Source organism: Pantoea agglomerans (assembly GCF_020149765.1).
In the GTDB taxonomy this organism is placed as follows: domain Bacteria; phylum Pseudomonadota; class Gammaproteobacteria; order Enterobacterales; family Enterobacteriaceae; genus Pantoea; species Pantoea alvi.
Map to the genome: position 1 here is coordinate 1,998,782 of NZ_CP083809.1, position 24,990 is coordinate 2,023,771.

Consider the following 24,990-nt stretch of genomic DNA (forward strand, 5'->3'; position numbering starts at 1 on the left):
ATGAGTAAGCGAAATATCGTTGCGGTTGATTTGGGCGCATCCAGCGGACGCGTGATGCTCGCCCGGTGGGACGCCGCATCACAGCAGATCGATCTGCGCGAGGTACATCGTTTCGCCAGCCGCCGCGAACGCCGTGCCGGCTATGACTGCTGGGATCTCGATCATCTGGAGCGTGAAATTCGCGCCGGGCTGGCGCGGCTGGATGAGGAGAATATTGTGCCGGACAGCATCGGCATCGACACCTGGGGCGTCGATATGGTGCTGCTCGACAAGGCGGGCAACCGCGTCGGCGAAGCGGTGAGCTATCGCGACAAGCGCACCCACGGCGTGATGGAGCAGGCGCTGCGCGAGCTGGGAAAAGAGGCGATCTACGCGCGCACCGGCATCCAGTTTCTGCCCTTCAATACCCTTTATCAGTTTCGCGCCCTGAGCCAGCAGCAGCCCGACTGGAAAGAGAAGGTGGCCCACGCCCTGATGATCCCCGACTATCTGCACTATCGCCTGACGGGCAGGCTGAACTGGGAATATACCAACGCCACCACCACGCAGCTGCTGAATATCGAAAGCGGCGAATGGGATGCTGACCTGCTCAGCTGGGCCGGCGCGTCGCCCGCCTGGTTCGGCAAGCCGACCTCGCCGGGCAATGTGATCGGCTACTGGCAGAACGCCCGCGGCGTCGATATTCCGATAATCGCCGTCACCACGCACGACACCGCCAGCGCGGTGCTCGCCACGCCGCTGAAGCAGGACAACGCGGCCTATCTCAGCTCCGGCACCTGGTCGCTGATGGGATTCGAAAGCCTGCTGCCTTACGCCTCCGCAGACGCCCTCAGGGCCAACATCACCAATGAGGGCGGGGCGGAAGGCTATCGCGTGCTGAAAAACATCATGGGCCTCTGGCTGCTGCAGCGGGTCTGCGTCGAGCTGCAGATTGAGGATCTCTGCGCGCTGATCGCCGAGACCGAGCAGGAGCCCGCCTGCCGCGCCCTGATCAATCCTAACCACGCGCGCTTTATCAATCCCGAAAGCATGGTGAACGAAATCCAGAACGCCTGCGCCGAACAGCATATGGCAGTGCCGCAGTCCGCCGCCGCGCTGGCGCGCTGTATTTTCGACAGCCTCGCGCTGCTCTACCGTGAGGTAATCGACGAGCTGGGCAGGCTGCGCGGCAGCGCGTTTCAGCAGCTGCACGTGGTGGGCGGCGGCAGCCAGAACCAGCTGCTTAACCAGCTCTGCGCCGACGCCTGCGAAATACCGGTGCTGGCCGGGCCGGTCGAAGCCTCAACCCTGGGCAACGTCGGCTGCCAGCTTATCGCCTCAGGCGAACTGACCGACGTCGCGGATTTCCGCCGCTGCGTAGAAAAAAACTTCCCTCTGAAGACATTTGAACCGCTGACCAACAGCGCCTTTCGTGCCAGTCGGGCACGCTTTTCGGCGCTGAGTCAGCCTGCTAAGGAACTCGCATATGACAAAGCTGATTGAGCAAGCCTTTGAACTGGCTAAACAACGTTATGCCGATATCGGCGTGGATGTCGATGAAGCAATGGCGCGCCTGGATAGCGTTCCCGTCTCCATGCACTGCTGGCAGGGAGACGACGTGCGCGGCTTTGAGAATCCGCAGGGCGCGCTGACCGGCGGCATTCAGGCAACCGGCAACTATCCGGGCAAAGCGCGCAGCGCCGATGAGCTGCGCGCCGATCTGGAAAAAGCGATGTCGCTGATCCCCGGCCCTAAGCGTCTCAACCTGCACGCTATCTATCTGGAAAGCGAATCGCCGGTGGATCGCGACGTCATTGAGCCAAAGCACTTCGCTAACTGGGTGGCGTGGGCGAAGCAGCAGAAGCTGGGGCTCGATTTTAATCCGAGCTGCTTCTCGCATCCGCTGAGCGCCGACGGATTTACCCTGTCGCACGCCGACAAGGCGATTCGCCAGTTCTGGATCGATCACTGCAAGGCGAGCCGTCGCATATCGGCTTACTTCGGCGAGCAGCTCGGCACCCCGTCGGTAATGAATATCTGGGTGCCGGACGGGATGAAGGATCTCACCGTGGATCGGCTGGCGCCGCGTCAGCGTCTGCTGAGCGCGCTGGATGAGGTGATCGCCGAGAAGCTCAGCCCGCAGCACCATATCGACGCGGTCGAGAGCAAGCTGTTCGGCATCGGCGCGGAAAGCTACACCGTCGGCTCCAGCGAGTTCTTTATGGGCTATGCCACCAGCCGTCAGACCGCGCTGACGCTGGACGCCGGCCATTTTCATCCGACCGAGGTGATCTCCGACAAGATCTCCGCCGCCATGCTCTTTGTACCGCGCCTGCTGCTGCACGTCAGCCGTCCGGTGCGCTGGGACAGCGACCATGTGGTGCTGCTTGACGATGAAACCCAAGCGATCGCCAGCGAGATCGTGCGCCACCAGCTGTTTGACAAGGTGCATATCGGCCTCGACTTCTTCGACGCCTCGATTAACCGCATCGCCGCCTGGGTCATCGGCACGCGCAACACCCGGAAAGCACTGCTGCGCGCGCTGCTGGAGCCGACCGATCGCCTGCGTCAGGCCGAAGCCGCCGGGGATTACACCGCGCGTCTGGCGCTGCTGGAAGAGCAAAAATCGCTGCCGTGGCAGGCGGTATGGGAGGCCTGGTGCCTGCGCCATGACGTTCCCGCCGACGCCAGCTGGCTAAGCGATGTGCGTCACTATGAAAAACAAATTCTGAATCAACGTTAAGGGTTCACTATGCAAAGCATTCTTTCATCCTGGTTTGTACAGGGAATGGTGAAAGCCACCAGCGATATGTGGCTGAAGGGCTGGGACGAACGTAACGGCGGCAACGTCTCGCTGCGCTTGCTGGAAGAGGAGGTGAAGCCTTTTGCCAGCGACTTTTACGCCGAGCCGCGCTGCGTTGAGCTGACGAAACCGGCGCCCGAACTGGCCAACTGCTGGTTTCTCGTTACCGGCTCCGGCAAGTTTTTCCGCAACGTACAGCTCGACCCGGCCGACAGCCTGGCGCTGCTGAAGGTCGATGAGCAAGGCCTCTCCTTTAAAATTCACTGGGGGCTGAGCAACGGTGGGCTGCCCACCTCCGAGCTGGCGTCGCACTTCCAGTCCCACAGCGTGCGCAAAGCCGTTACCGGCGGCGCGGATCGCGTAATTATGCACTGCCACGCCACCCACTTTATGGCGCTGAGCTACGTGGTGGATCTCGATTCAGCGCGCTTTACCCGTCTGCTGTGGGAAGGCAGCACCGAGTGTCTGGTGGTGTTCCCGGATGGCGTCGGCATTCTGCCGTGGATGGTGCCGGGAACCGATGAAATCGGCCAGGCGACGGCTGAGAAGATGGCGTCTCACAGCATTGTGATGTGGCCGTTCCACGGCATCTTCGGCGCGGGGCCGACGCTGGACGAGGCCTTTGGCCTGATCGACACCGCAGAGAAATCCTCCGAGGTGATCGTGAAGGTGCTGTCGATGGGGGGCATCCGCCAGAGCATCACCACCGAACAGCTGGTGGCGCTGGGCCAGCGCTTCAACGTTAAGCCGTGGCAGGCGGCGCTTGATGCAGGGCCAGCCAATGCTTCGTAAAGCCTTTGTTATGCAGGTAAACGCCGATTGTCATCAGGAGTATGAGCGCCGTCATTCGCCCATCTGGCCGGAGCTGGCGGAAACGCTTAAGGCACACGGCGCGCACAACTATGCGATCTGGCTGGATGCCGAACGGCATCTGCTGTTCGCCAGCGTGGAAATCGAGTCGGAAGAGCGCTGGAACGCGGTGGCGCAGACAGAGGTGTGCCAGCGCTGGTGGGCGTCAATGAAAGAGCTGATGCCGAGCAATGCCGACAACAGTCCGGTTAGCCAGCCGCTGAAGCCGGTCTTTTTCCTCGAGTAAACTGCAGAAACGAGCAGGGCGGGATAACTCCCGCCCTGATTACTTCATAGCGCAAAAATATTCAGCGCGACTTCATGCACTGACCGGTCAGCGTCGGCCACATCGCCATCAGCGTGTCGATAATGTTATCGAGATCCGCTTTCGGCACGCCTTCACGCGCGCGCACCGACATACCCTGCAGCATACAGGCGAGATAGCGCGCCAGGGAGAGAATATCGACCTGTGCCGGAATATCGCCGCGCTGCTGACGCGCGGTGAGAAAATCGAGCAGCGTCTGCTGCTGCGCCTGGTGCTGCTGGCGCAGCATATGGGCGATCTCGCTCGATGATGAAGAGAGCGCGGTCGAGGTGCAGATAAAGAAACAGCCCGCCGGGGTGTCGCAGTGGGTGAAGCAGGCCGCCGTGGCGCGGAACCAGCCTTCAATCGCTTCGGCAACCGGCTTGCTCTCATCCTGCAGCGCGGCGTTGCGCTCGGCGCTAAAGCGCTCGATATAGCGTTCCATTGCCGCGCGGAACAGGCCCTCTTTATTCTCGAACTCGGCGTAAAGCGTCGGCGCTTTCGCACCGGTAGCGGCGACCAGATCGGAAAGCGACGTGCCTTCATAGCCGTGGGTCCAGAACAGCGTCAGCGCTTTGTCCAGCGCCGCGTCCCGGTCAAAGGTTTTGGGCCGGCCGCGACATTTTTTTACGGCTTCATCATGTTGCTGGCTCATAGATCCTCACGTCTGAAAAACATCCCATTAAATTACCGATCATTAAGAAAATATGCAAGCCAGCCCGCACGCCGCTGCAGGCAGGTTGGCATTTTGTGCGTTGACGCCTGTTTTTCACCCATATGGTTAAGTGTAAAAGGGCGCTGAAGCCCATACTCACGCCTCTTCTGCATTAAAATAACGATCGATAAATTAATGTTGACGCCACCCGGCAGGATGCTCTACTATTTATTTAACGATCGTTAATTAATTTAACGACATCTTTTACCTGACCGAATATGAGAGCCGATATCATGAAAACTACCAAACTGACCCTGGCCGCACTGGCCCTTACCACCCTGACTTTTGGCGCATTTGCTGCAGACCAGGTTGCCAGCGATCCGCTGCACCAGACGCCGGTAGGCACCATCTCCGCGCAGGGCGGCCCTAACCTGGATTCACTGGAAGCGCAGCTGAACGCGAAAGCGGATGCCGCAGGGGCGAAATCATTCCGCATCACCTCGACTTCCGGCCAGAACAACCTGCACGGCACCGCGGTAATTTATCAGTAAGAGAGCGGCGTCAGAGAGAAGGAGAGAGAGGATGAAAAGCGTGAAATATGTCGTGATGGCGGCGCTGCTCGGTACCATTTCCTTTGCCAGCGCAGCGGCCCAACCGCTTCAGGCCGCCCCCTGTTTCCAGACCGGGGCCGCAGCGGTTAACGTGAGCGGCAGCAGCAGCCTGATTTCCCTGGAGCAGCAGCTGTCGGGAAAGCAGGAGAGCGGTCGCGTAACCTCTTTCCCCATCGCTTCGACCTCTGGCGCGAGCAGGCTGTCTGGCACAGCCGCCAGCCTTAACTAAGAAAAAGGGGCTTCAGAATAGATTCTGAAGCCCCTTTTTTTATCCGTTGCTGCGCAACTGCGGGTATTTGCGGAAGATCGCGATACACCAGAACAGCGCAACCAGCCCCAGCAGCCCGCCAATATTTCCTACGTCGGCCATGCCTAAATGTTCGCTGACCTGATTGCCCAGCAGCGCGCCCGCGCCGATGCCGATATTATAGATGCCTGACATCAGCGACATCGCCACGTCGGTGGCATCCGGTGCCAGCGACAGCACGCGCACCTGCATCGCCAGACCGATCATCATCATCGCCATACCCCACAGAATACAGAGCGTCGAAATCGCCGCCGGACGGACCGCGGCGAAGATCAGCAGCCCCATGCAGAGCGTAATAATGGCTATCGCGGCGATCAGCAGCGCCGACGGAAACTTATTGCCCAGCGAGCTAAAGAGCAGGCTGCCGAGGATCCCGGCGGAGCCGAACAGCAGCAGCAGCAGCGTAGTAAAGTTCTCATCCGCACTGGCCACGAACTGCATAAAGGGTTCGATATAGCTGTAGGCGGTGTAATGGGCGGTGACCACCAGCGTTACCAGCAGATACATGCTGACCAGCGCGGGGCGGCGAAACAGCATCGGCACGCTGCTGAGCGAGCCGGTATGTTCGCTCGGCAGACGCGGCAGGATGCGCGCCAGCAGCACCATCAGCACCAGCGCCGAGACGCCAATCATGCCGAAGGTGGTGCGCCAGCCCAGATATTGTCCCACCACGCGGCCGATCGGCACGCCCAGCACCATCGCCAGCGCGGTACCGGTCGCCAGCATGCTTAACGCCTGGGTCTTTTTACCGGCGGGCGCGACGCGGATCGCCAGCGAGGCGGTGATCGACCAGAACACCGCATGCGCCAGCGCGATGCCGATGCGCGACAGCACCAGCGAGGCGAAGCTCCACGCGAAGGTTGAGAGCACATGGCTAACGATAAAGATCAGGAACAGCACCGACAGCAGAATGCGCCGCTCGATATTGCGCGTCAGCAACATCAGAGGCAGCGAAAGCAGCGCCACCACCCAGGCATAAATCGTAAGCATAATGCCCACGTCAGCGCTTTTCATGCTGAAGCTGGCGCCGATATCGGAGAGCAGACCGACGGGGACAAATTCGGTGGTGTTGAAAACAAAGGCGGCGATAGCCAGCAGCACCACGCGTAGCCAGGCCGTTTTACGGGATACAGTAGTTGGTTGCATGAAAATAGATCAGTCAGAGCAGCAGCAAAAAAGATGCGGTTCACATCCACGAAAGTGACTTACGTCACAAATTATTGACTATTGTGGAGGAATTGCACGGCAAGGGGAACGATGAAACGCAGTTTTATCCTGAAAGTTTTTTATCGCCCGACCGGCGGGCGATAAAAGCGGTTATCCGCGCGGGGTTTTGCCTGGCATCATACGCCTGAGCGTATTGTCCTTAAGGAAATAGTGATGAAACAGCGCGCCAGCGGCATGCAGGCCAATCAGCCAGTATCCCAGCGGGGCCAGGGTTTCATGCCAGCCGATCAGGGTATCGGAAAGGTCGAAGTTGGGCTCGCCTGCCACCGGCATCGGTATGCCAAACAGCCACCAGTCGCGTCCGCGCAGATAGCGCGAGGTTATGCCCAGGATCGGCAGGGTGATAAACAGCGCATAGATCAGCGTATGCACCAGATGCGCCAGGCCGGTTTGCCAGCGGGCGGCAGGCGGCGTTATCGGCGGCGTGCGGTGGCGCTTGCGCAACAGCAGACGGGCCAGCATCAACAGCAGGACGGTAAAGCCTGCGCTGAAATGGGTGATAATCATCGCGTAGCCCTGCCAGGAGCCGCGCTGGGCAAAGCCGCGCAGCTCGATGGTCGCGTAAGCCAGCGCGACCAACAGAAAGGTCAGCCAGTGAAGGGCAATTTGTGAAGCGGCATATTTTTCGCGCATAGTTTGCTCAGGCATCAGGAAGAAGAGCTCTAGCTTACTGGAATAAGAGGCGAAATCTTAACAAACTGGCGCAACGGCGCAAACCCGCAGGCTGACCTCCTGAGCGAGGCCAGCATTATCAGAGTCAGGCGATATGCTTTAGTGCCACGCTATTCTGTATCCTCAGGTTTTTTTTTACCGGCAGCGGGCAGCACGCCTCGCAGCCCAGCGATCCGGGATAGTACTTGCGCGCCTGCTGAATAGCGGCGTTGGCGGTGTAAAAGGTGCCGAGAAACAGGCGGGCTTCAAGCGGGGGGAGATACTGGCAGCCAGCGGCGTGGACCACGTGATTATCATTGTAGCCAGAAATTTTTGAAACGTAGTAGTAATGGCCCATTGGGACATCCTCATTGCTGAAAGAAAAGTACATTTATTGTTGGAGTGTGAGGAATTATAGCCGCTAACAGGGGCTTTGTTATTTTATGGATCTGAATAATAAGCATGCTCAGTATTAACAGGCTAAAAAGGACGCAGCCGCGTCCTGTTTAGCTAACGCCGCGCGGCGTCAGAGTCTTTTTTGCTGCAGGCGCCAGCCAACCAGCAGGGCAAGCAGCAGCAGCGCGGAGATAAAAAGGGTAATGCCCGGCCAGCCGTAGCTGTGCCAGAAGAGGCCACCGAGGGTGCCGGCTACGCTGGAACCCGCATAGTAGCTAAAGAGATAGAGCGACGACGCCTGACCTTTGGCACGACGCGCGCGCGGGCCTATCCAGCCGCTGGCGACCGCGTGGGCAGCAAAAAAACCGGCGGTAAACAGCATCATACCGATGAATATCCACCACACCGCGCTCAGGGCGGTCAGCAGCAGGCCCGCCAGCATCAGCGCCGTGGCGCCGAGCAGCACCGGGCCGCGTCCCAACTTCATCGTCAGCGCGCCCGCCTTCGGCGAACTCCATGAGCCGGTCAGATAGACCACGGAAAGCAGGCCGACAACGGCCTGGCTGAGATGGTAGGGTGCGCCGAGCAGACGGTAGCCGATATAGTTAAACAGGGTGACGAAGGCGCCCATCAGCAGAAAGCCTTCGGCAAACAGCAGCGGCAGCCCGGCGTCGCGCCAGTGGAGACGAAAGTTAATCATCAGGCTGCGCGGCTTCAGCGACGCCGGACGAAAGTGGCGCGACGCGGGCAGTATGCGCCAGAACATCAGCGCTGAGGCGAGGGCGCTGCAGCCAATCGCCGCGATGGCGACGCGCCAGGAGAAGAAATCGGTCAGCACGCCGCTCAGTAAGCGGCCGCTCATGCCGCCGATAGAGTTACCGCTGATATAGAGCCCCATAGAAAAAGCGATAACGCTGGGATGGATCTCCTCGCTGAGATAGGTCATGCCCACGGCGGCAACGCCGCTGAGCGACAGCCCGGTCAGGGCGCGCATCAGCAAAATCCCCTGCCAGCTGTTCATGGCGGAGGAAATCAGGGTGCAGATTGCCGCCAGCATAAGCGCGGTGACCATCACGTTTTTGCGGCCGACGGCGTCAGAAAGCGGCCCGGTTACCAGCAGCCCTAGCGCCATCAGCCCGGTGGCGACAGAGAGTGAAATACTGCTCTGGGCGGGTGAGACGCCGAACTGCGCCGACAGCACCGGCAGAATAGGCTGCACGCAGTAGAGCAGCGCAAAGGTCGCCAGACCGGCGGAGAAGAGCGCCAGCGTGACGCGCATAAACTGCGGCGTGCCGCGTTTGATCCACACGGGCGAGGCCGCGGGAGAGAGTGCCGGCGAGTCGTCTGGCTCGCCGTCGTCGAGAGTAACCGCCTGAGAAGAGCGACGCACATTAATTCCTTAACTGAAAAAAGTCCCTCTACTCTAGGAAAGCGCTAATAGGTTGTCTAATATATTAATAATCTTAATTGATATGTTGAAACTATGAATATCGAACTGCGTCACCTGCGCTACTTTCTCGCGGTCGCGGAAGAGCTGCACTTTGGCCGCGCGGCGCAGCGACTCAGTATCTCCCAGCCGCCGCTCAGCCAGCAGATTATGCAGCTGGAGCAGGCGATTGAGGCGAAGCTGCTTACCCGCACCAACCGCAGCGTCCAGCTTACCCCGGCGGGAAAGCAGTTCCTCAGCGATACGCGCGCGATTTTACAGCAGGTAGAGCAGGCAGCCGAGCGCGCCGCGCGGCTGGAGCGCGGCGAGGAGGGGGAGCTGCGCATCGGTTTTACCTCTTCCGCGCCTTTTACCGGCCTGGTCTCCGACGCGCTCTATCAGTTTCGCCAGCGCTGGCCGCAGGTGCATATCCAGATTCAGGAGATCAACACCCGCCAGCAGCTTGCGCCGCTGCATGAGGGCAGGCTCGATCTGGGGGTGATGCGCAACACCGCGCTGCCGCCCGACCTGCGTTATCAGCTGCTGCTGCGTGAACCGCTGCGCGCGGTGGTGCACTGGGCGCATCCGCTGGCGGATGAGGAGACCATCTCTGTTCGCGCGCTGGCCAGCGAACCTTTCGTTTTCTTCGATCCGCAGGGCGGCACGGCGCTGCACGGCGAAATCCTCAGCCTGCTGCGGCGCTACCAGATCAAGCCCTACATTATGCAGGAGGTTGGCGAGGCGATGACGATTCTCGGGCTGGTGGCGACCGGCCTCGGCGTGTCAATTTTGCCCGCCTCCTTCGCCCGCGCGCGGCTGGCCGATGTGGTCTGGCTGCCGCTCAGGGAGGAGGATGCGCTGTCGGAGATATGGCTGGTCTGGTCGGCGGAGCGCGAGCCGTCGATGCAGATGCGCAATATGATGCGGCTGCTCTCGCCCGCAGCGGAAAAATAGGGGTCAGGCCTTCAGCAAAGTCTGGTTTTTATGTGCTGTAAATCACATTTCAAATCAAATATTTGACGCTAAGCCGCAATCTGCCTCACCATAGCTGCTGTTTATTTAGAAGCGCGAAAATAACCGGGAGCACAGGGCGTGAAGCTGGAGAGTCAGCCTGGCCATATTGACCAGATCAAACAGACTAATGCAGGCGTGGTTTATCGCCTGATCGATCTCTACGGTCCGATTTCGCGTATCGAACTTTCCCGACTGGCGCAGCTGGCGCCTGCCAGCATCACCAAAATTGTGCGTGAAATGCTCGATGCCCATCTGGTGCAGGAAACGGAATTTCAGGAGCCTGGCTCGCGCGGCCGCCCGGCCATCGGCCTGATCCTCGATACCCTCGCCTGGCACTATCTCGCGGTGCGCCTGCACCGCGGCGCGCTGACCCTGACGCTGCGCGATCTCAGCAGCCGCGCGCTGGTAGAGGAGTCGTTGCCGCTGCCTGACGAAGCGCAGCAGCCGCTGCTCACCTCGCTAATCGACTGCGTGGACGCCTTTTTTATGCGCCATCAGCGCAAACTGGAGCGGCTGACGGCGATAGCCATTACGCTGCCCGGGCTGATTAACGCCGCCTCGGGCGTGGTGCACCGACTGCCGGGCTACGAGGCGCGTGATATCCCGCTGGGCGATACCCTGGCGCAGCGCACCGGCGTGCCGGTTTTCGTGCAGCATGATATCTCCGCCTGGACGCTGGCGGAGGCGCTGTTCGGCGCCTCGCGCGGGGCGCAGGACGTTATCCAGATTGTGATTGACGACACGGTCGGCGCTGGCGTCATCAGCGGCGGCCAGCTGCTGCATAAAAGCGGCCGCGCGCTGGTGGAGATTGGACATACCCAGATCGATCCCTATGGCCAGCAGTGCTACTGCGGCAATCACGGCTGTCTGGAAACGGTCGCCAGCACCGGCAGCCTGCTGGCGCTGGCAGCGCAGCGCCTGGAGGCACAGCCCGACAGCGTGCTGCACCAGCAGCCCTTAACGCTGGCGTCGCTCTGCCTGGCGGCCCAGCAGGGGGATCGGCTGGCGCGCGACGCCATCGCAGGGGTTGGGCATCACGTTGGCCGGATGCTGGCGATGATGGTCAATATTTTCAATCCGCAGCATATTTTAATCGGTTCGCCGCTCAACCAGGCCGCTGAGGTGCTGTTTCCCGCCGTCAGCAGCACCATTCGTCAGCAGGCGCTGCCCGCCTACAGCGAGGTGATCCAGCTCGCCCCGACGGCGTTCCGCGAGCCGGGCACCCTCGGCGCGGCGGCGCTGATCAAAGACGCCCTCTACAGCGGCTATCTGCTGGTGAAGCTGTTACAAGGTTAAGCGCGACTGAACTTTGCGCTAACGCAAGCTGCCCGCCGTCCGCACTCCTTACAATGGGTTTTGCTTTTTTGTAAAACAAAACCGTTACGTTGAGGAGGAGTGGGGTGAAAAATCTGTTCATTACCGGCACTGATACCGCTGTAGGAAAGACCGTTGTTTCGCGCGCGCTTCTGCAGTATCTCGCTCATGCGGGCCTGAGCGCAGTCGGTTTTAAACCGGTGGCGCGCAACGCCGTACGGAGCGCAGAGGGCCTGCGCAGTAAAGATGCGCTGGTTTTGCAGAGCAGCTCGACGCTTACCCTGCCTTACGACGCGATTAACCCGTTAATTTACGAAGAAGACGAAGTCAGCATTCGCCCGCGCCGGCCAGTGGACTATCCGCTGCTGAGCCAAAGCCTGCAGCGGCTGGAGCAGCAGGCCGACTGCGTGGTGGTCGAAGGCACCGGCGGCTGGCGCAGCCTGATGAACGATGCGAAGCCGCTCTCTGGCTGGGTGGCTCAGCATCATATGCCGGTGGTGCTGGTGGTGGGCATCAAACAGGGCTGCCTCAGTCATGCGCTGCTGACCGCCGAGGCGATCGCGCGCGACGGGCTGCCGCTGGCGGGCTGGGTCGCGAACCGCATTAACCCTGGACTGGCGCACTATGCGGAGCTGATTGACGTGCTGCGCGACAGCATCGACGCGCCGCTGCTGGGAGAATTGCCCTATCTGCCGCGCGCCGAACAGCGCGATTTAGCCGGCTACCTCGATCTCTCTTCAATGGGCATCGCCGCGTTGCCCGATTCAGGTGCAAAGATCGCCTGAGGGTGAAACATAATGCTTCAAAGCCGCTGCGGCTGAATCGATGGTTTCAGGATCCAGCCCAGCGCGCCTCTTTTTTAATTCCATTCTATTCAGCCAGTTAGCAATATTTTCTCTCGCTGCCTGCGCGCGTGGCGTGATTAATGCATTAACAGCGTTAATCACTAGACTGCCGGAGCACGATTATGTCGCATTCAGAAGAAAAAGCATTGCTGTACGGGCTGGACGAACGCATCAGGCCTGCGCCCGCTTTTTTCGCCGCGCTGCAGCACCTGCTGGCCAGCGTGGTCGGCATTATTACACCACCGCTGATCATTGGCTCGGTACTGGGGCTGCAGGCCTATATTCCCTATCTGATCAGCATGTCGCTGCTGGTCTCCGGCATGGGAACCTTTCTTCAGGCGCGGCGCGTGGCGGGGATTGGTGCGGGCATGATCTGTCTGCAGGGCACCAGCTTCGCCTTTCTCGGCGTGATCCTTTCCGGCGGGATGATCGTCAAAAGCCGCGGCGGATCGCCGGAGGATATTATGGCGATGATCTTCGGCTGCACGCTGGTCGCCGCGCTGATCCCGCTGCTGATTAGCCGCTGCGTCTCGCAGCTGCGCCGCGTTCTGACGCCGGTGGTGACCGGCACGGTGATCACGCTGATCGGCATCAGCCTGATTAAGGTGAGCATTACCGACTGGGCAGGCGGGCACAACGCCGTGAATTTCGGCGCGCCCGGCAATCTGGCGCTCGGCGCGCTGACGCTGCTGGTGATTATCGCGCTGAACCGCATGCGCAACCGCTGGGCGCGGCTGATTGCGGTTATCGCCGGTATTGCCGTCGGCTGCCTCGCCGCGGCGCTGAGCGGTATGCTGGTGCTGAAACCGCTGCCGGCGACGGGCTGGCTGGCGCTGCCGGGCTTTTTCCGCTTCGGCTTCGCCTTCGACTGGACCATTTTCTTGCCGATTGCGCTGGTGTCGGTGATCTCGGTGATTGAGGCGGTGGGCGATCTTACCGCCAACTGTATGCTGTCGCAGCAGCCGATCAGCGGGCCGCAGTTTCAGCGTCGCCTGCAGGGCGGCATCTGCGCCGACGGCATCAGCTGTGTGCTGGCGGCGGTTTTCTCCGCTTTTCCCAACACCACCTTTGCGCAGAATAACGGCGTGATCCAGATGACCGGCGTGGCGAGCCGCTATGTCGGCATGGTAATGGGCGCGATGCTGGCGCTGCTCGGGCTGTTTCCCGCCGTTGGCGCGCTGATGCAGCAGATCCCGCCGCCGGTGCTGGGCGGCGCGACGCTGGTGATGTTCGGCAGCGTGGTGGCCGCCGGGATCCGCGTTATGACCCAAACCCCGCTGGGGCGGCGCGAGATGTTGATTGTGGCGGTCTCCTTTGGGCTGGGGCTGGGCGTCGAGGCGGTGCCGGAAGCGCTGAAGCAGTTCCCGCCGCTGGTGGGTCAGATCTTTGGCCATGCGGTGACGACCGGCGGCGTGCTGGCGATCCTGCTCAATCTGGTGCTGCCCAGCGAGCCGCGTGCGGTGGTTTTGCCGCAGGGCGAAGCGGTGGAAAAAGGGCTGTAGAGAGGGATAACAGCTAATTTGGCCCAGGCGCGATAACATTTGCGCCTGGGCCTTTTGCCTGTGGGAGGGAGGCAACCTCTGAGGCGTTACGGATTAAGGCGGCGGCGGGTGCGCCCGGAGCTCAGGTAGTCGGCGATATAGTCCTGCGAAATTTCCCCGCTGTAGCGGCCATCCTCATCCACGATCGGCATCCAGACGGTGTTGTGCTCATACAGCTTTGAGAGCACCACGCGCAGGTTCTCTTCCGCCTTGCCGGTTACCCGAAAAGTGTGCAGCCGCTCTTCGCAGTAGCCGCTGGCGTCTCGTGCCTCGCGGCGCTTGACAAAGCCGAGCGGTTTACCGTCGTTATCCACCACCGTGACCGAACGCATATCGTTTTCATCCATCAGGGCGAACGCCTCCGCCAGCGGGGTGGCGCGCTTAACGGTGATAGTGGGCTGCTGATCGGTGACGTCGCCCGCCTGCACCAGCAGCAGGCGCTTCAGCGTGCGGTCCTGGCCGACGAAAGAGCCGACGAAGTCATTTTTCGGGCTGGCCAGCAGCTCATCCGGGCTGGCGCACTGCACGATTTTCCCCTGGCCAAACACCGCGATGCGGTCGCCGAGCTTGAGCGCTTCGTCAATATCGTGGCTCACCAGCATCACGGTTTTCTTCAGCTGCCGCTGCATATCAAGAAACTCGTTCTGGATCGCCTCGCGGTTAATCGGGTCGACCGCGCCGAAGGGTTCATCCATCAGCAGCACCGGCGGATCCGCCGCCAGCGCGCGGATCACCCCAATACGCTGCTGCTGGCCGCCCGACATCTCGCGCGGGTAGCGGTGCAGAAATTTGCGGGGATCGAGCGCCACCATGCTCATCAGCTCGGTGGCGCGTTCGCGGCAGCGCTTTTTGTCCCAGCCCAGCATGCGCGGCACCACGGTGATGTTCTCTTCAATGGTCATATTGGGGAAGAGGCCAATCTGCTGGATCACATAGCCGATATTGCGGCGCAGGGTCACGGTATCCTGGGTGCTGGTATCCTCGCCGTTGATCAAAATTTTGCCGCTGGTGCTGGGGATAAGGCGATTAATCATCTTCAGCGTGGTGGTCTTGCCGCAGCCCGAGGGGCCGAGCAGCACGCACATTTCTCCCTGCGGTACATGCAGGCTGACGTTATCGACGGCGGTGACGCTGGTGCCGTTTTTCTGGGTAAAGGTTTTCGTCAGGTTTTCCAGTTTTATCATTATCGAATCCCCTTAGGAGTCAGCGCCGACTGCAGACGATGCAGCAGCCAGTCAAGAATAATGGCCAGCAGGCAGATCATCAGCGCGCCGGCGATTAACATACGAATATCGCTGCCGCTGATGCCGTCGAGCAGCAGCAGGCCAAGCCCGCCAGCGCCGATAACCGCGGCGATGGCCATTACGCCGACATTCATGACCACGGCGGTGCGAATGCCGCCGAAAATCACCGGCAGCGCCATAGGAATTTCCACCCAGCGCAGCCGCTGCCAGAAGGTCATGCCGATGCCGCGTCCCGCCTCGCGTAGGCCGTCAGGCAGGTTCTCCAGCGCGGTATGGGTATTGCGCACAATCGGCAGCAGCGAATAGAGAAACACCGCGGTAATCGCCGGCAGCGCGCCGATGCCCTGGCCGATCAGCGAAAAGAGCGGGATCATCAGGCCGAACAGGGCAATGGTCGGGATGGTAAGCACCACGGTGGCGATGCCCAGCACCGGCGCGGCCAGCCACCTGACGCGCACGATCAGCACCCCCAGCGGCACGCCAGCGACGATGGCGCAGCCAACCGCCACCAGCACCAGCCAGGTATGCTGCCAGGTCAGCGCCAGCAGGCTGCTCCAGTTGTTAATAATGTAGTGAAAGGTATCCATAGGGCCGCCTTACAGCATGTTGTTGGCTGTGAGAAAGTCGCGCGCAACCTGCTCGGGCGACTGATGATCGATATCGACGCGCTTGTTCAGCTCGGTAATCGCCTCGCTGGTGAGCAGCGGCGAAAGCTGATTCAGCGCCGCCGCCAGGCCAGGATGGCTCTCCAGCACATCTTTACGCACCACCGGCGTGACGTTGTAGCTGGGGAAGAAGTGCCTGTCATCCTCCAGCACCTTGAGATCGAACCCCTTGACCCGTCCGTCGGTGGTATAGACCAGGCCTGCATCGACAAAGCCGTCACGCACCGCGTTATAGACCAGACCGGGATCCATCTGCCGAATCTGCGGCCGATCCAGCGTCAGGTTATAGGCGCTCTGCAGCGGCTTCATGCCGTCTGAGCGGCCGGAGAACTCCAGATCCAGCCCGAGCCGCCAGTTATGGTCGGGATCGCGCTGGCGCACCTGTTCAATTTTCGCCACCAGCTGCGACATGGTGCTGATGCCTTCTTTCTCGGCGCGCGCGCGCTGCATGGCGAAGGCGTAGGTGTTATTCATCGGGGCCGGGTTAAGCCATACCAGCCCCAGCTTGCCGTCGAGGGATTTCACCGTCTGGTACGCCTCGTCAGAGGACATCGGCTTTTTAATGTGGTTAAAGATGATCAGCGAGGTGCCGGTATACTCCCAGGTCATATCCACCTGTTTATTGAGCATGGCGTTACGGCCGATGGTGGTCGCGATATTGCGTTTGGCGATCACCTGAAAGCCTTTCTTCTGCAGCCACATCACCGTCATGGCGGAAAGGATATGCTGCTCGGTAAAACTTTTGGTCGCCATCACCAGCGGCGCGGCGGCCTGTGCCCCCTGGCTAAATGCCAGCGTTGCGGCGAGGGCCACGGCGGTGGCTCTTAACCAGCGCGTCAGCGTCGTCATAAAAATCTCCCTGTTAAGCCGCATGTGGGCTGAGAAAGCGACCCAGCGCCGCCAGCAGCATATCGAGCAGCAGCGCGAACATTGCCGTGGCGACCGCGCCGAGGATCAGCGTAGGAAAGTCGTTAAGATAGATGCCGGGGAAAATCAGTTCGCCGTAGCTGCTGGCGCCGATAAGAAACGCCAGCGGCGCGGTCCCGACGTTAATGGCGGTGGCGATGCGGATGCCCGCCAGCATGACCGGGTAGGCGTTGGGCAGCTCCACCTGGCGCAGGCGCTGGAATTTGGTCATCCCAATGCCGTTTGCGGCTTCAATCAGAGAGGGCGGCACCGCGCTCAGGCCGGAAAAGGTGTTGCGCACAATCGGCAGCAGCGAGGCGAGAAACAGGGCAAAGAGCGCCGGTTTTTCGCCAATGCCCAGTACCACCATCGCCAGCGCCAGCACCGCCAGCGGCGGCAGGGTATTGCCGACGTTGAAAACCTGCATCGCATATTCGGCCCAGCGGCGCGCAAAAGGGCGGCTCAGCAGAATGCCGCTGGGAATGCCGACCAGCAGCGCAAACAGCATCGACCAGAAGACCAGATAGAGATGCTGCTGGCCCAGGTAAATCAGGTCGACGCGCCGCGCGCGCAGCGTATCGATACCGATGCCCCAGACCAGCAGCGCCAGCACCCCCACAATAGCCAGCAGCCCGAGTCCGGCACGTCTGACCAGTGAACCATGTTGCATCATCAATTCCCCTGTTGGTTGTTGTGCGGGCCAGCAATGCACTGACCGCTAATTTTCAGGTTTTGTTAAAAAGCCTTTAAGCCTATAGCAGCATGAAACGGGTGAAGCCAGTTTTTATCGGAAAAATCAGACAGATAGAAATAGACAGAATAGCGGCCAGAGCCGCATGGTATCTGGTTTCGGCAGGAAATTATCTCTTTACGGCTCGCTAACGTGACACCGTCACATCAGCGGCGCACGTCAGGCACACCGGCGACGCAAATTTAGGCTAGCCTTGCTGGATAACAAAAGGGAGATGTATGACTGAAAGCGCACACCTGCAGGTCAGCCACCGCGGCTGGATCCTCTTCGCCTGTATGCTGGCGATGTTTATGGCCGCCATCGAGGTAACCATCGTCGCCACGGCGATGCCGACCATCATTGCCGAGCTGGGCGGGTTTTCACAGTTTGGCTGGGTTTTCTCTGTCTATCTGCTGACGCAGGCGGTGAGCGTGCCGCTTTACGGCCGGCTGGCGGATATGTGGGGACGGCGCAAAATGTTTTTTATCGGCACCTCGCTGTTTCTGCTCGGCTCGGTGCTCTGCGGCTTCGCCCACAGCATGCTGTGGCTGATCCTGTTTCGCGCCTTTCAGGGGCTGGGCGCAGGGGCGATTATGCCGCTCAGCTCTACCATCGTCGCCGATATCTACTCGCCGCGCGAACGCGCCAGCGTTCAGGGCTGGCTCTCCAGCGTCTGGGGCGTGGCGGCAATCGTCGGTCCGCTTACCGGGGCCTGGCTGGTACAGCACTTTAGCTGGTCACTGATCTTCTGGGTTAATCTGCCGATAGGGCTTATCAGCATGGCGATGCTGGCGCGCTTCCTGCCTGCGCACTGCGCCGATGAGAAGCCGCAGCCGCTGAACGTAACGGGCAGCCTCTGGCTGACGATCTGCGTCAGCGCGCTGCTGATGGCGCTGCTGCAGGCGGAGTGGCTCGGCTACTGGCTACTCGCCTTTCTGCTGCTGGCGCTGTTCGCCGGCTGGCAGCTGAAAAAGCATGAGCAGCGCGCCGATGCACCGCTGTTTCCGCTGGAGATCTGGCGCAGCCGTTTGATTATCGCCGGTAACGCCGGCAACCTGATTATCGGCGCGGCGATGATGGGGATCAGCGCCTTTTTGCCCACCTGGATCCAGGGCATCACCGGCGGCACGCCGCTGCAGGCGGGCAGCGCCCTGGCGATGATGTCGATCGGCTGGCCGCTGGCCAGCACGCTGAGCGGGCGGCTGATGCTGCGCACCTCATACCGCTTCACCGCCCAGCTCGGCGCGCTGCTGCTGGTGGCGGGCAGCGCCTTGCTGCTGCTGCTGCGCGCGGAGAGCCCCATCTGGCAGGCGGGGGCGACCGCCTTTGTCATCGGCACCGGCATGGGCATGACCAGCACCACCTTTCTGGTGTCGGTGCAGAACCATGCGCACTACGATATTCGCGGCATCTGCACCGCGTCGATTATGTTCAGCCGCATGATGGGGTCCGCTGTCGGCACCGCCCTGATGGGTGCCGTGCTGAACCTTAATCTGGCGCAGCGGCTGCCGCACGCTGAGGATCCGGTGCAGCAGGTTATGTCGGCGCCAACGCGCGACGCGCTCTCCAGCGAGAGGCTGCACCATATGGTGCAGGCGATCGCCGCCTCGCTGCACTGGGTGTTTGTGGTGGCGCTGATGATTGCGCTGTTAGCGCTGGGGGTCGCCTGGATGATGCCGCGGCAGCGGCCGGAACAGGCAGAATAGAAAAGGGCGACGGCGTCGCCCTTACTGGATGCCGACGCGGATAAGATGGCCTTTATCCGCGCCGCGTTGTCAGCGGATTAAGATTACTGCGCAGGCGCGTCCTGCGAGCTGCCTGCGCTGTCAGGCACGCTGCCTTCGTCGCCGCGGCCCACGCGCTTATAAACAATTTTCTGCGTGTCGTTTTCGCAATGGCCCACCACCTGACCGCCCGCCTGGTCGACCTGATCGTTAGGCACGATATCCAGCGAAAAACCCGATTCCGGGACGCCGTTCTGAATAATTTTCTGGCTGATGTCCGCTTTAACGGACTCGCAGGAGGCGTGCGCCAGCATCGGCAGCGCCAGTAAAGTTGCGATTAACATTCCGGTCTGTTTCTTCATCATCTTCTCCTTTTGCGTAGTGAACCTTACTGACTATAGCAGTCCGCGAAAAAAATCAGGGCGTGACCGGTCGGCCGGTGCGGCGATCGAGACAGCGCAGGGTATTGGCTTCCCAGTAGGCGTTGATGTTATAGCTCTTTTCGCAGGCGTCGCGGGTATCAAAGGCGCGGTTCGCTTTATCGAACTCTTTCTCTACGCGGCTGTTCACCTTATTGCGCAACTGCCGGGTGTCATTCCATTGCTCTTTGCTCTGACGCGCGGCTTCATTACTGGCGGCGTTGTTGCCATCTTCAATAATCAGGCGGCTGGTGTTGGCGCTGGCCGGCGCAGCGGTCAGCATCGCGCTGCCGGCCAGCAGCACGGCGAGCAGGGTCGGAAACAATTTGTTCATCATCTTTTCCTTCGGTTAACGCCTGGCGCGCAGGGATGGTTCCGGGTTGCGGCAGGCCGGGCTTAGTATATCATCGCGCTTTATTTGCTCACCAGTAGTGGGCGCTCTGTTTAACTTTCCGAGAGGGTTCCATGCTGATCAAAACCGCGCTGCTCTTTTTTCTTACCGCCATCGCGGAGATAGTCGGCTGCTTTTTACCCTGGCTGTGGCTGAAAAAAGGCGGCTCCGCCTGGCTGTTGCTGCCTGCCGCGCTGAGTCTGATGGCCTTTGTCTGGCTGCTCACGCTGCATCCTGCGGCGAGCGGGCGTGTCTATGCGGCCTACGGCGGCGTCTACGTGCTGACCGCGCTGCTCTGGCTGCGCGTGGTGGATGGCGTGAAGCTGAGCGCGTGGGACTGGAGCGGGGCGCTGGTGGCGTTTTGCGGCATGCTGATCATTGTGGCGGGCTGGGGACGCGCCTGAGCGGAGGAGGCCAGCGGCAGGCTGGCCTCGGGCGGCGTCAGGGCTTGTGTACTTTCAGGCCGGCCTGCGTCTGGCTTACCGGCATCATCTCAAGGGTATTGATATTGACGTGCTTCGGCAGCGTGGCGACCCAGTAAACCGCCTCGGTAACATCTTCCGCCGTCAGCGCCGTTGCGCCTTCGTAGACCTTATCCGCTTTCTCATCGTCGCCTTTGAAGCGCACGTTAGAAAACTCCGTGCCGCCAACCAGGCCGGGTTCGATATCGGTGACGCGCAGCGCGGTGCCGTGCAGATCGGTGCGCAGGTTAAGGCTGAACTGACGCACAAAGGCTTTGGTCGCGCCGTAGACGTTGCCGCCCGCGTAGGGCCAGCTGCCGGCGACAGAGCCGATATTGATAATATGGCCGACGTTGCGCTCCACCATATCCGGCAGCAGGGCGCGGGTCATAAAGACCAGGCCTTTGGTGTTGGTGTCGATCATATTTTCCCAGTCTTCGACGCTGGCGCGGTGCGCCGGCTCGATGCCGAGCGCCAGGCCGGCGTTATTGACCAGCACGTCGATGTTGCGCCACCCGGCGGGCAGCGAGGCGACCGCCTCTTCGATGGCGGCGCGGTTGCGCACGTCGAGCTGCAGGGGATAAAGGTTCTCGCCCAGCTCCTCCTTCAGCGCCTGCAGACGCTCAGCGCGGCGGCCGCTGGCAATCACTTTGTGGCCAGCTGCAATGAACCGGCGGGTGATACTTTGACCAAAACCGGCCGTCGCGCCGGTAACAAAAATAATCATCTCACTGTTCCTTATACGTTTTCAGGTTGACCTGTTTTCACCATACCACTTCGGCAGCGCCGCTGCGCGGCAAATGCGCGCGCGGGCGGTCAGGGTCGTTTTCAGGGGAGGCGCTGCGCTATGGTGGCGCGCGCTGCACCATCGTCGGGCAGAGCCCATGCAGGCTTTTTTTAGCCTTCCTTAGCCGCCAGAGAGGCAACCGGTTGCGCACACGATACCTTTTTTACCGCCGCGGCAAAAATGCCTTTTTCACATAACATCCTGATTAATCGTCTTGTTCTGGCATGCAGGTTGCAATTTATCGCTTATTGACCGACGGCAAACCGCGCCCGGGAGCGGAATTAAGGAAAGAGTATGTCATCACCCCTCACGGCCATTCGCGCCAGCTTTTTTGACTTTACCGATGTCGCGCATCAGCCCGATGCGATCGCCTCGCAGGCGCGCTATATCGACGATGGCGTGCTGCTGCTGGAGGCAGGGCGTATTGTCGGACTGCATCGCTGGGAAACGCTCTCCCATGCGCCAGCCGATCTTATTGATCTGCGCGGCCGGCTGATTGTGCCGGGCTTTGTCGACACCCATATCCACTATCCGCAGACCGAGATGATTGGCGCCTTTGGCGAGCAGCTGCTGCAGTGGCTCAGCCACTATACCTTCCCGGTGGAAAGTCAGTACCACTCCGCCGACCACGCCGCCGCCATGTCCGCCTTTTTCCTGCAGCAGCTGCTGGCGAACGGCACCACCAGCGCACTGGTATTCGGCACCGTGCATCCCCAGTCGGTCGAGGCGCTGTTCAGCGCCGCCGAAGCGATAGAGATGCGGCTGATTGCCGGCAAGGTAATGATGGATCGCCATGCACCGGAAGCCCTGCTGGAAACGCCGGAGCAGAGCTATGCCGACACGCGGGCGCTGATTGAGCGCTGGCACGGGCGCGGTCGACTCAGCTATGCGCTGACGCCGCGCTTCGCCCCCACCTCGACGCCGGCGCTGCTGGAGAAGGTGCGGCAGCTGCGGCAAGAGTATCCCGACGTCTGGCTGCATACCCACCTGAGCGAAAACCCGCAGGAGGTTGCCTGGGTGAAGTCGCTGTTTCCGCAGCACGACGGCTATCTTGACGTTTATCATCGGCACCAGCTTACCGGACGACGCAGCCTGTTCGCGCACTGCCTGCATCTGGAGGATCACGAGTGGCAGTGTCTGCATCATACCGATTCCGCCATCGCCTTCTGCCCGACCTCGAACCTGTTCCTCGGCAGCGGGCTGTTCAATCTGAAGCGCAGCTGGCAGCAGGGGGTCAGGATCGGCATCGGCACCGACGTCGGGGCGGGCACCACCTTTAATATGCTGCAGACGCTGGGGGAAGCCTATAAGGTCGGCCAGCTGCAGCAGTATCGGCTCAGCGCGGCGGAGGCGTTCTACCACGCCACCCTCGGCGGCGCGCACGCCCTCGATCTGCACCACCATATCGGCAACTTCGCGCCCGGCAAAGAGGCGGACTTCGTGGTGCTGGACCCGGCGGTTTCGCCGCTTCAGCGGCTGCGCATCGGCAACAGTAAGGATATCTGGGAGCGGCTGTTCGTACTGATGACGCTGGGCGACGATCGCAATATCGCCGAGACCTGGGTGAACGGACGCCCGGTATGGCGGCGCGACGAGGCGGAAACGCAGCGCTGAGTTGTTGCGGGCGCGGCAACCTGCCAGGATAAACCTTTGCACGGTAATCAGGAGCGAGGCATGAACGTCAGACAAAATCCGTTTTTTCAGGTAAGCACGCTGCCCTGGCAGGCACCGCCGTTTGACCAGATTCAGGAAGAGGACTTTCTGCCCGCGCTGCAGGCGGGTATTGAAGAGAAGCGCCAGGAGGTGCAGGCGATTGCACATAATCCCGATGCGCCCACCTTTGCCAACACCTTCGAGGCGCTGGAGCGCAGCGGACAGCTGCTCGAACGCGTTAATCTGGTTTTTAGCGCCATGACCTCGGCCAATACCAGCGATTATCTGCAGCAGGTGGATGAAGAGATCGCGCCGCAGCTGACCGCGCTTAACGACGAGATCGTCCTGAACGGCGCGCTCTTTGCCCGTCTTGACGCCATCTACCAGCAGCGTGAGACGCTGGAACTCGATCCTGAATCGCTGCGGCTGGTGGAGGTGACCTGGCAGCACTTTCAGCTGTCAGGTGCCAGTCTGGAGGAGGAGGCCAAACAGAAGCTTAAGGCGCTCAATCAGCAGGCGGCGCGCCTCAGCACGCGCTTTACCAATAAGCTGCTGGCCGCCACCAAAGCGGGCGGGCTGGTGGTGCAGAACGCCGAGGCGCTGGCGGGGCTGAGTCCGGCGGATCTGGCGGTAGCGCAGGCGGCGGCACAGGCGCGCGGGCTGGAAAACGCCTGGCTGCTGGTGCTGCAGAACACCACCCAGCAGCCGGCTCTGCAGCTGTTGCGCACGCGCGCGACGCGTCAGGCGCTGTTCGACGCCTCGGTCAGCCGCAGCGAAAAGGGCGACGAGAACGATACCCGGGCGCTGGTGCTGGAGCTGGCACAGGTGCGCGCGCAGCAGGCGCAGCTGCTCGGCTTCGCCAGCTTCGCCGAATGGCAGCTGCAGGATCAGATGGCGAAAACCCCCGATGCGGCGTTCGCCTTTATGCGCCATATCGTTCCGGCGGCGCGGGCGCGTGCCGAACGCGAAGCGGCCGCCATCCAGCAGACCATCGATCGCCAGCAGGGCGACTTTACCCTGGCCGCCTGGGACTGGAGCTTCTACGCCGAGCAGGTGCGTAAAGCGCAGTACGATCTCGACGAAAGCGAGATCCGCCCCTATTTCGAACTCAACAACGTGCTGGAGAAAGGGGTTTTCTGGGCGGCGAATCAGCTCTACGGCATTCGCGTCACCGAGCGTCACGATCTGCCGGTCTACCATCCTGACGTGCGCGTCTATGAGATTTTTGATGTCGACGACTCGCCGCTGGCGCTGTTCTATACCGACTACTTCAAGCGCGACAATAAAGGCGGCGGCGCGTGGATGAGCAACCTCGTTAACCAGTCGCGGCTGCTGGCGACGCGTCCGGTGATCTACAACGTCTGCAACTATACCCGACCGCCGGAAGGCGAACCGGCGCTGCTCAGCTGGGATGAGGTGATTACGCTGTTCCATGAGTTCGGCCATACGCTGCACGGGCTGTTCGCCACCCAGCGCTATCCGAGCCTCTCCGGCACCGCCACGCCGCGCGACTTTGTCGAGTTTCCTTCGCAGTTCAACGAACACTGGGCGAGCGAGCCGCTGGTGTTCCTCAACTATGCGCGCCACTACCAGAGCGGTGAGGCGATGCCGGAAGCGCTGCACCAGAAAATCGTGCGCGCCAGCCGCTTTAACAAGGGCTATGACATGAGCGAGCTGCTGGCCGCCGCGCTGCTGGATCTGCACTGGCACAGCATCGGCGCCGGCGAGACGCCGCAGTCGGTCGAGGGGTTTGAGCAGCAGGCGCTACAGAGCGACGGTCTGGCGCTGAAGGCCGTTCCGCCGCGCTATCGCTCCAGCTATTTCCAGCATATCTGGGGCGGCGGCTACGCGGCGGGCTATTATGCCTATATCTGGACGCAGATGCTGGCGGACGACGGCTATCAGTGGTTTGTGGAGAACGGCGGCCTGTCGCGCGAGAACGGCGACCGCTTCCGCCAGATGATCCTGTCGCGCGGCAACAGCAGCGATCTGAAACAGCTCTATGAGAAGTGGCGCGGCGGCGAGCCGCAGCTGGAGCCGATGCTGAAAAATCGCGGCCTGGCCGACTAATATTAAGCGGGCGCAACG

General features: G+C 61.1%; 26 protein-coding genes. 14 read left to right on the forward strand and 12 right to left on the reverse strand.

What is annotated here, in order from left to right; all coding sequences use genetic code 11:
- The 4 genes from rhaB to rhaM are packed head-to-tail and all read left to right on the forward strand — an operon-like array spanning position 1 to position 3,878.
- A complete protein-coding gene (gene rhaB, locus LB453_RS12135; protein WP_103795811.1) occupies positions 1-1,482 on the forward strand; it encodes a rhamnulokinase in 1,482 nt (493 codons plus the stop codon).
- Positions 1,466-2,722: an L-rhamnose isomerase gene (locus LB453_RS12140; RefSeq protein WP_103795810.1), complete on the forward strand. Its 1,257-nt coding sequence runs from the start codon at positions 1,466-1,468 to the stop codon at positions 2,720-2,722. Before rhaB ends, LB453_RS12140 begins: the two co-directional genes overlap by 17 nt.
- Before the next feature lie 9 nt (positions 2,723-2,731).
- Positions 2,732-3,574 (forward strand): rhamnulose-1-phosphate aldolase, encoded by an 843-nt coding sequence (gene rhaD, locus LB453_RS12145; protein WP_224481754.1) that lies wholly within the window; start codon positions 2,732-2,734, stop codon positions 3,572-3,574.
- Positions 3,564-3,878, forward strand: coding sequence for an L-rhamnose mutarotase (rhaM, locus tag LB453_RS12150; RefSeq protein ID WP_103795898.1), 315 nt, complete (start codon positions 3,564-3,566; stop codon positions 3,876-3,878). The genes rhaD and rhaM overlap by 11 nt, the downstream gene beginning before the upstream one ends.
- A 61-nt stretch (positions 3,879-3,939) precedes the next feature.
- Here rhaM and LB453_RS12155 read toward each other — a convergent pair whose 3' ends face one another.
- Positions 3,940-4,590: a TetR/AcrR family transcriptional regulator gene (locus LB453_RS12155; RefSeq protein ID WP_103795808.1), complete on the reverse strand. Its 651-nt coding sequence runs from the start codon at positions 4,588-4,590 to the stop codon at positions 3,940-3,942.
- Between the two features lie 293 nt (positions 4,591-4,883).
- On the opposite strand from LB453_RS12155, the gene bhsA reads away from it, so the two are divergent.
- Both bhsA and LB453_RS12165 read left to right on the forward strand, forming a co-directional pair.
- Positions 4,884-5,141 carry a multiple stress resistance protein BhsA gene (bhsA, locus tag LB453_RS12160; RefSeq protein ID WP_103795807.1) on the forward strand — a complete coding sequence of 86 codons (258 nt, stop codon included), beginning with the start codon at positions 4,884-4,886 and terminating at the stop codon, positions 5,139-5,141.
- A gap of 31 nt (positions 5,142-5,172) precedes the next feature.
- Positions 5,173-5,430, forward strand: a complete 258-nt coding sequence (locus tag LB453_RS12165) for a hypothetical protein (RefSeq protein ID WP_103795806.1) — start codon at positions 5,173-5,175, stop codon at positions 5,428-5,430.
- Between the two features lie 39 nt (positions 5,431-5,469).
- Here LB453_RS12165 and LB453_RS12170 read toward each other — a convergent pair whose 3' ends face one another.
- The 4 genes from LB453_RS12170 to LB453_RS12185 form a co-directional block, all read right to left on the reverse strand.
- Positions 5,470-6,654 carry a sugar transporter gene (locus LB453_RS12170; RefSeq protein ID WP_103795805.1) on the reverse strand — a complete coding sequence of 395 codons (1,185 nt, stop codon included), beginning with the start codon at positions 6,652-6,654 and terminating at the stop codon, positions 5,470-5,472.
- Between the two features lie 171 nt (positions 6,655-6,825).
- Positions 6,826-7,368 carry a cytochrome b561 gene (gene cybB / locus LB453_RS12175; protein WP_103795804.1) on the reverse strand — a complete coding sequence of 181 codons (543 nt, stop codon included), beginning with the start codon at positions 7,366-7,368 and terminating at the stop codon, positions 6,826-6,828.
- Between the two features lie 124 nt (positions 7,369-7,492).
- Complete coding sequence (locus LB453_RS12180; protein WP_103795803.1) at positions 7,493-7,744, reverse strand: hypothetical protein; 252 nt, start codon at positions 7,742-7,744, stop codon at positions 7,493-7,495.
- A gap of 168 nt (positions 7,745-7,912) precedes the next feature.
- The gene (locus LB453_RS12185; RefSeq protein WP_103795802.1) at positions 7,913-9,172 is read right to left on the reverse strand and encodes an MFS transporter; all 1,260 of its coding nucleotides are present in this window, start codon (positions 9,170-9,172) and stop codon (positions 7,913-7,915) included.
- 93 nt (positions 9,173-9,265) lie between these two features.
- Here LB453_RS12185 and LB453_RS12190 point away from each other — a divergent pair, with 93 nt between their 5' ends.
- The 4 genes from LB453_RS12190 to LB453_RS12205 all read left to right on the forward strand — a co-directional run bounded on the left by LB453_RS12190 (position 9,266) and on the right by LB453_RS12205 (position 13,883).
- On the forward strand, positions 9,266-10,162 hold the full coding sequence (locus tag LB453_RS12190; protein ID WP_103795801.1) for a LysR family transcriptional regulator: 897 nt from the start codon (positions 9,266-9,268) through the stop codon (positions 10,160-10,162).
- A gap of 138 nt (positions 10,163-10,300) precedes the next feature.
- Positions 10,301-11,518 carry an ROK family protein gene (locus LB453_RS12195; RefSeq protein WP_103795800.1) on the forward strand — a complete coding sequence of 406 codons (1,218 nt, stop codon included), beginning with the start codon at positions 10,301-10,303 and terminating at the stop codon, positions 11,516-11,518.
- A gap of 104 nt (positions 11,519-11,622) precedes the next feature.
- A complete protein-coding gene (bioD, locus tag LB453_RS12200) occupies positions 11,623-12,321 on the forward strand; it encodes a dethiobiotin synthase (protein ID WP_103795799.1) in 699 nt (232 codons plus the stop codon).
- Between the two features lie 182 nt (positions 12,322-12,503).
- Entirely contained in the window at positions 12,504-13,883 is a 1,380-nt protein-coding gene (locus LB453_RS12205) for a nucleobase:cation symporter-2 family protein (RefSeq protein ID WP_103795798.1), read from the forward strand.
- 86 nt (positions 13,884-13,969) lie between these two features.
- Here the strand turns inward: LB453_RS12205 and osmV are convergent, their stop codons facing one another.
- From osmV to osmY, 4 genes are read right to left on the reverse strand one after another with little or no spacing between them, the layout of a single operon-like run.
- On the reverse strand, positions 13,970-15,106 hold the full coding sequence (gene osmV, locus LB453_RS12210) for an osmoprotectant ABC transporter ATP-binding protein OsmV (protein ID WP_103795797.1): 1,137 nt from the start codon (positions 15,104-15,106) through the stop codon (positions 13,970-13,972).
- Positions 15,106-15,753: an osmoprotectant ABC transporter permease OsmW gene (gene osmW / locus LB453_RS12215; RefSeq protein WP_033747177.1), complete on the reverse strand. Its 648-nt coding sequence runs from the start codon at positions 15,751-15,753 to the stop codon at positions 15,106-15,108. Before osmW ends, osmV begins: the two co-directional genes overlap by 1 nt.
- Before the next feature lie 9 nt (positions 15,754-15,762).
- Positions 15,763-16,680: a glycine betaine ABC transporter substrate-binding protein gene (locus LB453_RS12220; RefSeq protein ID WP_103795796.1), complete on the reverse strand. Its 918-nt coding sequence runs from the start codon at positions 16,678-16,680 to the stop codon at positions 15,763-15,765.
- Between the two features lie 13 nt (positions 16,681-16,693).
- Positions 16,694-17,407: an osmoprotectant ABC transporter permease OsmY gene (osmY, locus tag LB453_RS12225; RefSeq protein ID WP_103795897.1), complete on the reverse strand. Its 714-nt coding sequence runs from the start codon at positions 17,405-17,407 to the stop codon at positions 16,694-16,696.
- A 299-nt stretch (positions 17,408-17,706) separates the two neighbouring features.
- Between osmY and LB453_RS12230 the strand changes: the two genes are divergently transcribed.
- Positions 17,707-19,173 carry an MDR family MFS transporter gene (locus tag LB453_RS12230; protein WP_103795795.1) on the forward strand — a complete coding sequence of 489 codons (1,467 nt, stop codon included), beginning with the start codon at positions 17,707-17,709 and terminating at the stop codon, positions 19,171-19,173.
- An 83-nt stretch (positions 19,174-19,256) separates the two neighbouring features.
- On the opposite strand, the gene LB453_RS12235 is transcribed toward LB453_RS12230, so the two are convergent.
- Both LB453_RS12235 and LB453_RS12240 read right to left on the reverse strand, forming a co-directional pair.
- On the reverse strand, positions 19,257-19,553 hold the full coding sequence (locus LB453_RS12235) for a DUF1161 domain-containing protein (protein ID WP_033747186.1): 297 nt from the start codon (positions 19,551-19,553) through the stop codon (positions 19,257-19,259).
- Positions 19,554-19,608: 55 nt separating this feature from the next.
- Positions 19,609-19,944 (reverse strand): DUF1283 family protein, encoded by a 336-nt coding sequence (locus LB453_RS12240; RefSeq protein WP_103795794.1) that lies wholly within the window; start codon positions 19,942-19,944, stop codon positions 19,609-19,611.
- Between the two features lie 131 nt (positions 19,945-20,075).
- Between LB453_RS12240 and LB453_RS12245 the strand changes: the two genes are divergently transcribed.
- Positions 20,076-20,405 (forward strand): YnfA family protein, encoded by a 330-nt coding sequence (locus LB453_RS12245; RefSeq protein WP_199187313.1) that lies wholly within the window; start codon positions 20,076-20,078, stop codon positions 20,403-20,405.
- A 37-nt stretch (positions 20,406-20,442) separates the two neighbouring features.
- Here LB453_RS12245 and ydfG read toward each other — a convergent pair whose 3' ends face one another.
- Complete coding sequence (ydfG, locus tag LB453_RS12250) at positions 20,443-21,189, reverse strand: bifunctional NADP-dependent 3-hydroxy acid dehydrogenase/3-hydroxypropionate dehydrogenase YdfG (RefSeq protein ID WP_103795793.1); 747 nt, start codon at positions 21,187-21,189, stop codon at positions 20,443-20,445.
- A gap of 354 nt (positions 21,190-21,543) precedes the next feature.
- Between ydfG and guaD the strand changes: the two genes are divergently transcribed.
- Entirely contained in the window at positions 21,544-22,863 is a 1,320-nt protein-coding gene (gene guaD / locus LB453_RS12255) for a guanine deaminase (protein WP_103795792.1), read from the forward strand.
- A 60-nt stretch (positions 22,864-22,923) separates the two neighbouring features.
- Positions 22,924-24,972 (forward strand): peptidyl-dipeptidase Dcp, encoded by a 2,049-nt coding sequence (dcp, locus tag LB453_RS12260; protein WP_103795791.1) that lies wholly within the window; start codon positions 22,924-22,926, stop codon positions 24,970-24,972.
- The last annotated feature ends 18 nt before the right edge of the window (positions 24,973-24,990 follow it).

What these genes read in the sequence shown, in the direction of transcription:
- rhaB (WP_103795811.1), top strand. Translation starts at nt 1, where the DNA reads ATGAGTAAGCGAAATATCGTTGCGGTTGATTTGGGCGCATCCAGCGGA.
- LB453_RS12140 (WP_103795810.1), top strand. Translation starts at nt 1,466, where the DNA reads ATGACAAAGCTGATTGAGCAAGCCTTTGAACTGGCTAAACAACGTTAT.
- rhaD (WP_224481754.1), top strand. Translation starts at nt 2,732, where the DNA reads ATGCAAAGCATTCTTTCATCCTGGTTTGTACAGGGAATGGTGAAAGCC.
- rhaM (WP_103795898.1), top strand. Translation starts at nt 3,564, where the DNA reads ATGCTTCGTAAAGCCTTTGTTATGCAGGTAAACGCCGATTGTCATCAG.
- LB453_RS12155 (WP_103795808.1), bottom strand. Translation starts at nt 4,590, where the DNA reads ATGAGCCAGCAACATGATGAAGCCGTAAAAAAATGTCGCGGCCGGCCC.
- bhsA (WP_103795807.1), top strand. Translation starts at nt 4,884, where the DNA reads ATGAAAACTACCAAACTGACCCTGGCCGCACTGGCCCTTACCACCCTG.
- LB453_RS12165 (WP_103795806.1), top strand. Translation starts at nt 5,173, where the DNA reads ATGAAAAGCGTGAAATATGTCGTGATGGCGGCGCTGCTCGGTACCATT.
- LB453_RS12170 (WP_103795805.1), bottom strand. Translation starts at nt 6,654, where the DNA reads ATGCAACCAACTACTGTATCCCGTAAAACGGCCTGGCTACGCGTGGTG.
- cybB (WP_103795804.1), bottom strand. Translation starts at nt 7,368, where the DNA reads ATGCGCGAAAAATATGCCGCTTCACAAATTGCCCTTCACTGGCTGACC.
- LB453_RS12180 (WP_103795803.1), bottom strand. Translation starts at nt 7,744, where the DNA reads ATGGGCCATTACTACTACGTTTCAAAAATTTCTGGCTACAATGATAAT.
- LB453_RS12190 (WP_103795801.1), top strand. Translation starts at nt 9,266, where the DNA reads ATGAATATCGAACTGCGTCACCTGCGCTACTTTCTCGCGGTCGCGGAA.
- LB453_RS12205 (WP_103795798.1), top strand. Translation starts at nt 12,504, where the DNA reads ATGTCGCATTCAGAAGAAAAAGCATTGCTGTACGGGCTGGACGAACGC.
- osmV (WP_103795797.1), bottom strand. Translation starts at nt 15,106, where the DNA reads ATGATAAAACTGGAAAACCTGACGAAAACCTTTACCCAGAAAAACGGC.
- osmW (WP_033747177.1), bottom strand. Translation starts at nt 15,753, where the DNA reads ATGGATACCTTTCACTACATTATTAACAACTGGAGCAGCCTGCTGGCG.
- LB453_RS12220 (WP_103795796.1), bottom strand. Translation starts at nt 16,680, where the DNA reads ATGACGACGCTGACGCGCTGGTTAAGAGCCACCGCCGTGGCCCTCGCC.
- osmY (WP_103795897.1), bottom strand. Translation starts at nt 17,407, where the DNA reads ATGCAACATGGTTCACTGGTCAGACGTGCCGGACTCGGGCTGCTGGCT.
- LB453_RS12230 (WP_103795795.1), top strand. Translation starts at nt 17,707, where the DNA reads ATGACTGAAAGCGCACACCTGCAGGTCAGCCACCGCGGCTGGATCCTC.
- LB453_RS12235 (WP_033747186.1), bottom strand. Translation starts at nt 19,553, where the DNA reads ATGAAGAAACAGACCGGAATGTTAATCGCAACTTTACTGGCGCTGCCG.
- LB453_RS12240 (WP_103795794.1), bottom strand. Translation starts at nt 19,944, where the DNA reads ATGAACAAATTGTTTCCGACCCTGCTCGCCGTGCTGCTGGCCGGCAGC.
- LB453_RS12245 (WP_199187313.1), top strand. Translation starts at nt 20,076, where the DNA reads ATGCTGATCAAAACCGCGCTGCTCTTTTTTCTTACCGCCATCGCGGAG.
- ydfG (WP_103795793.1), bottom strand. Translation starts at nt 21,189, where the DNA reads ATGATTATTTTTGTTACCGGCGCGACGGCCGGTTTTGGTCAAAGTATC.
- guaD (WP_103795792.1), top strand. Translation starts at nt 21,544, where the DNA reads ATGTCATCACCCCTCACGGCCATTCGCGCCAGCTTTTTTGACTTTACC.
- dcp (WP_103795791.1), top strand. Translation starts at nt 22,924, where the DNA reads ATGAACGTCAGACAAAATCCGTTTTTTCAGGTAAGCACGCTGCCCTGG.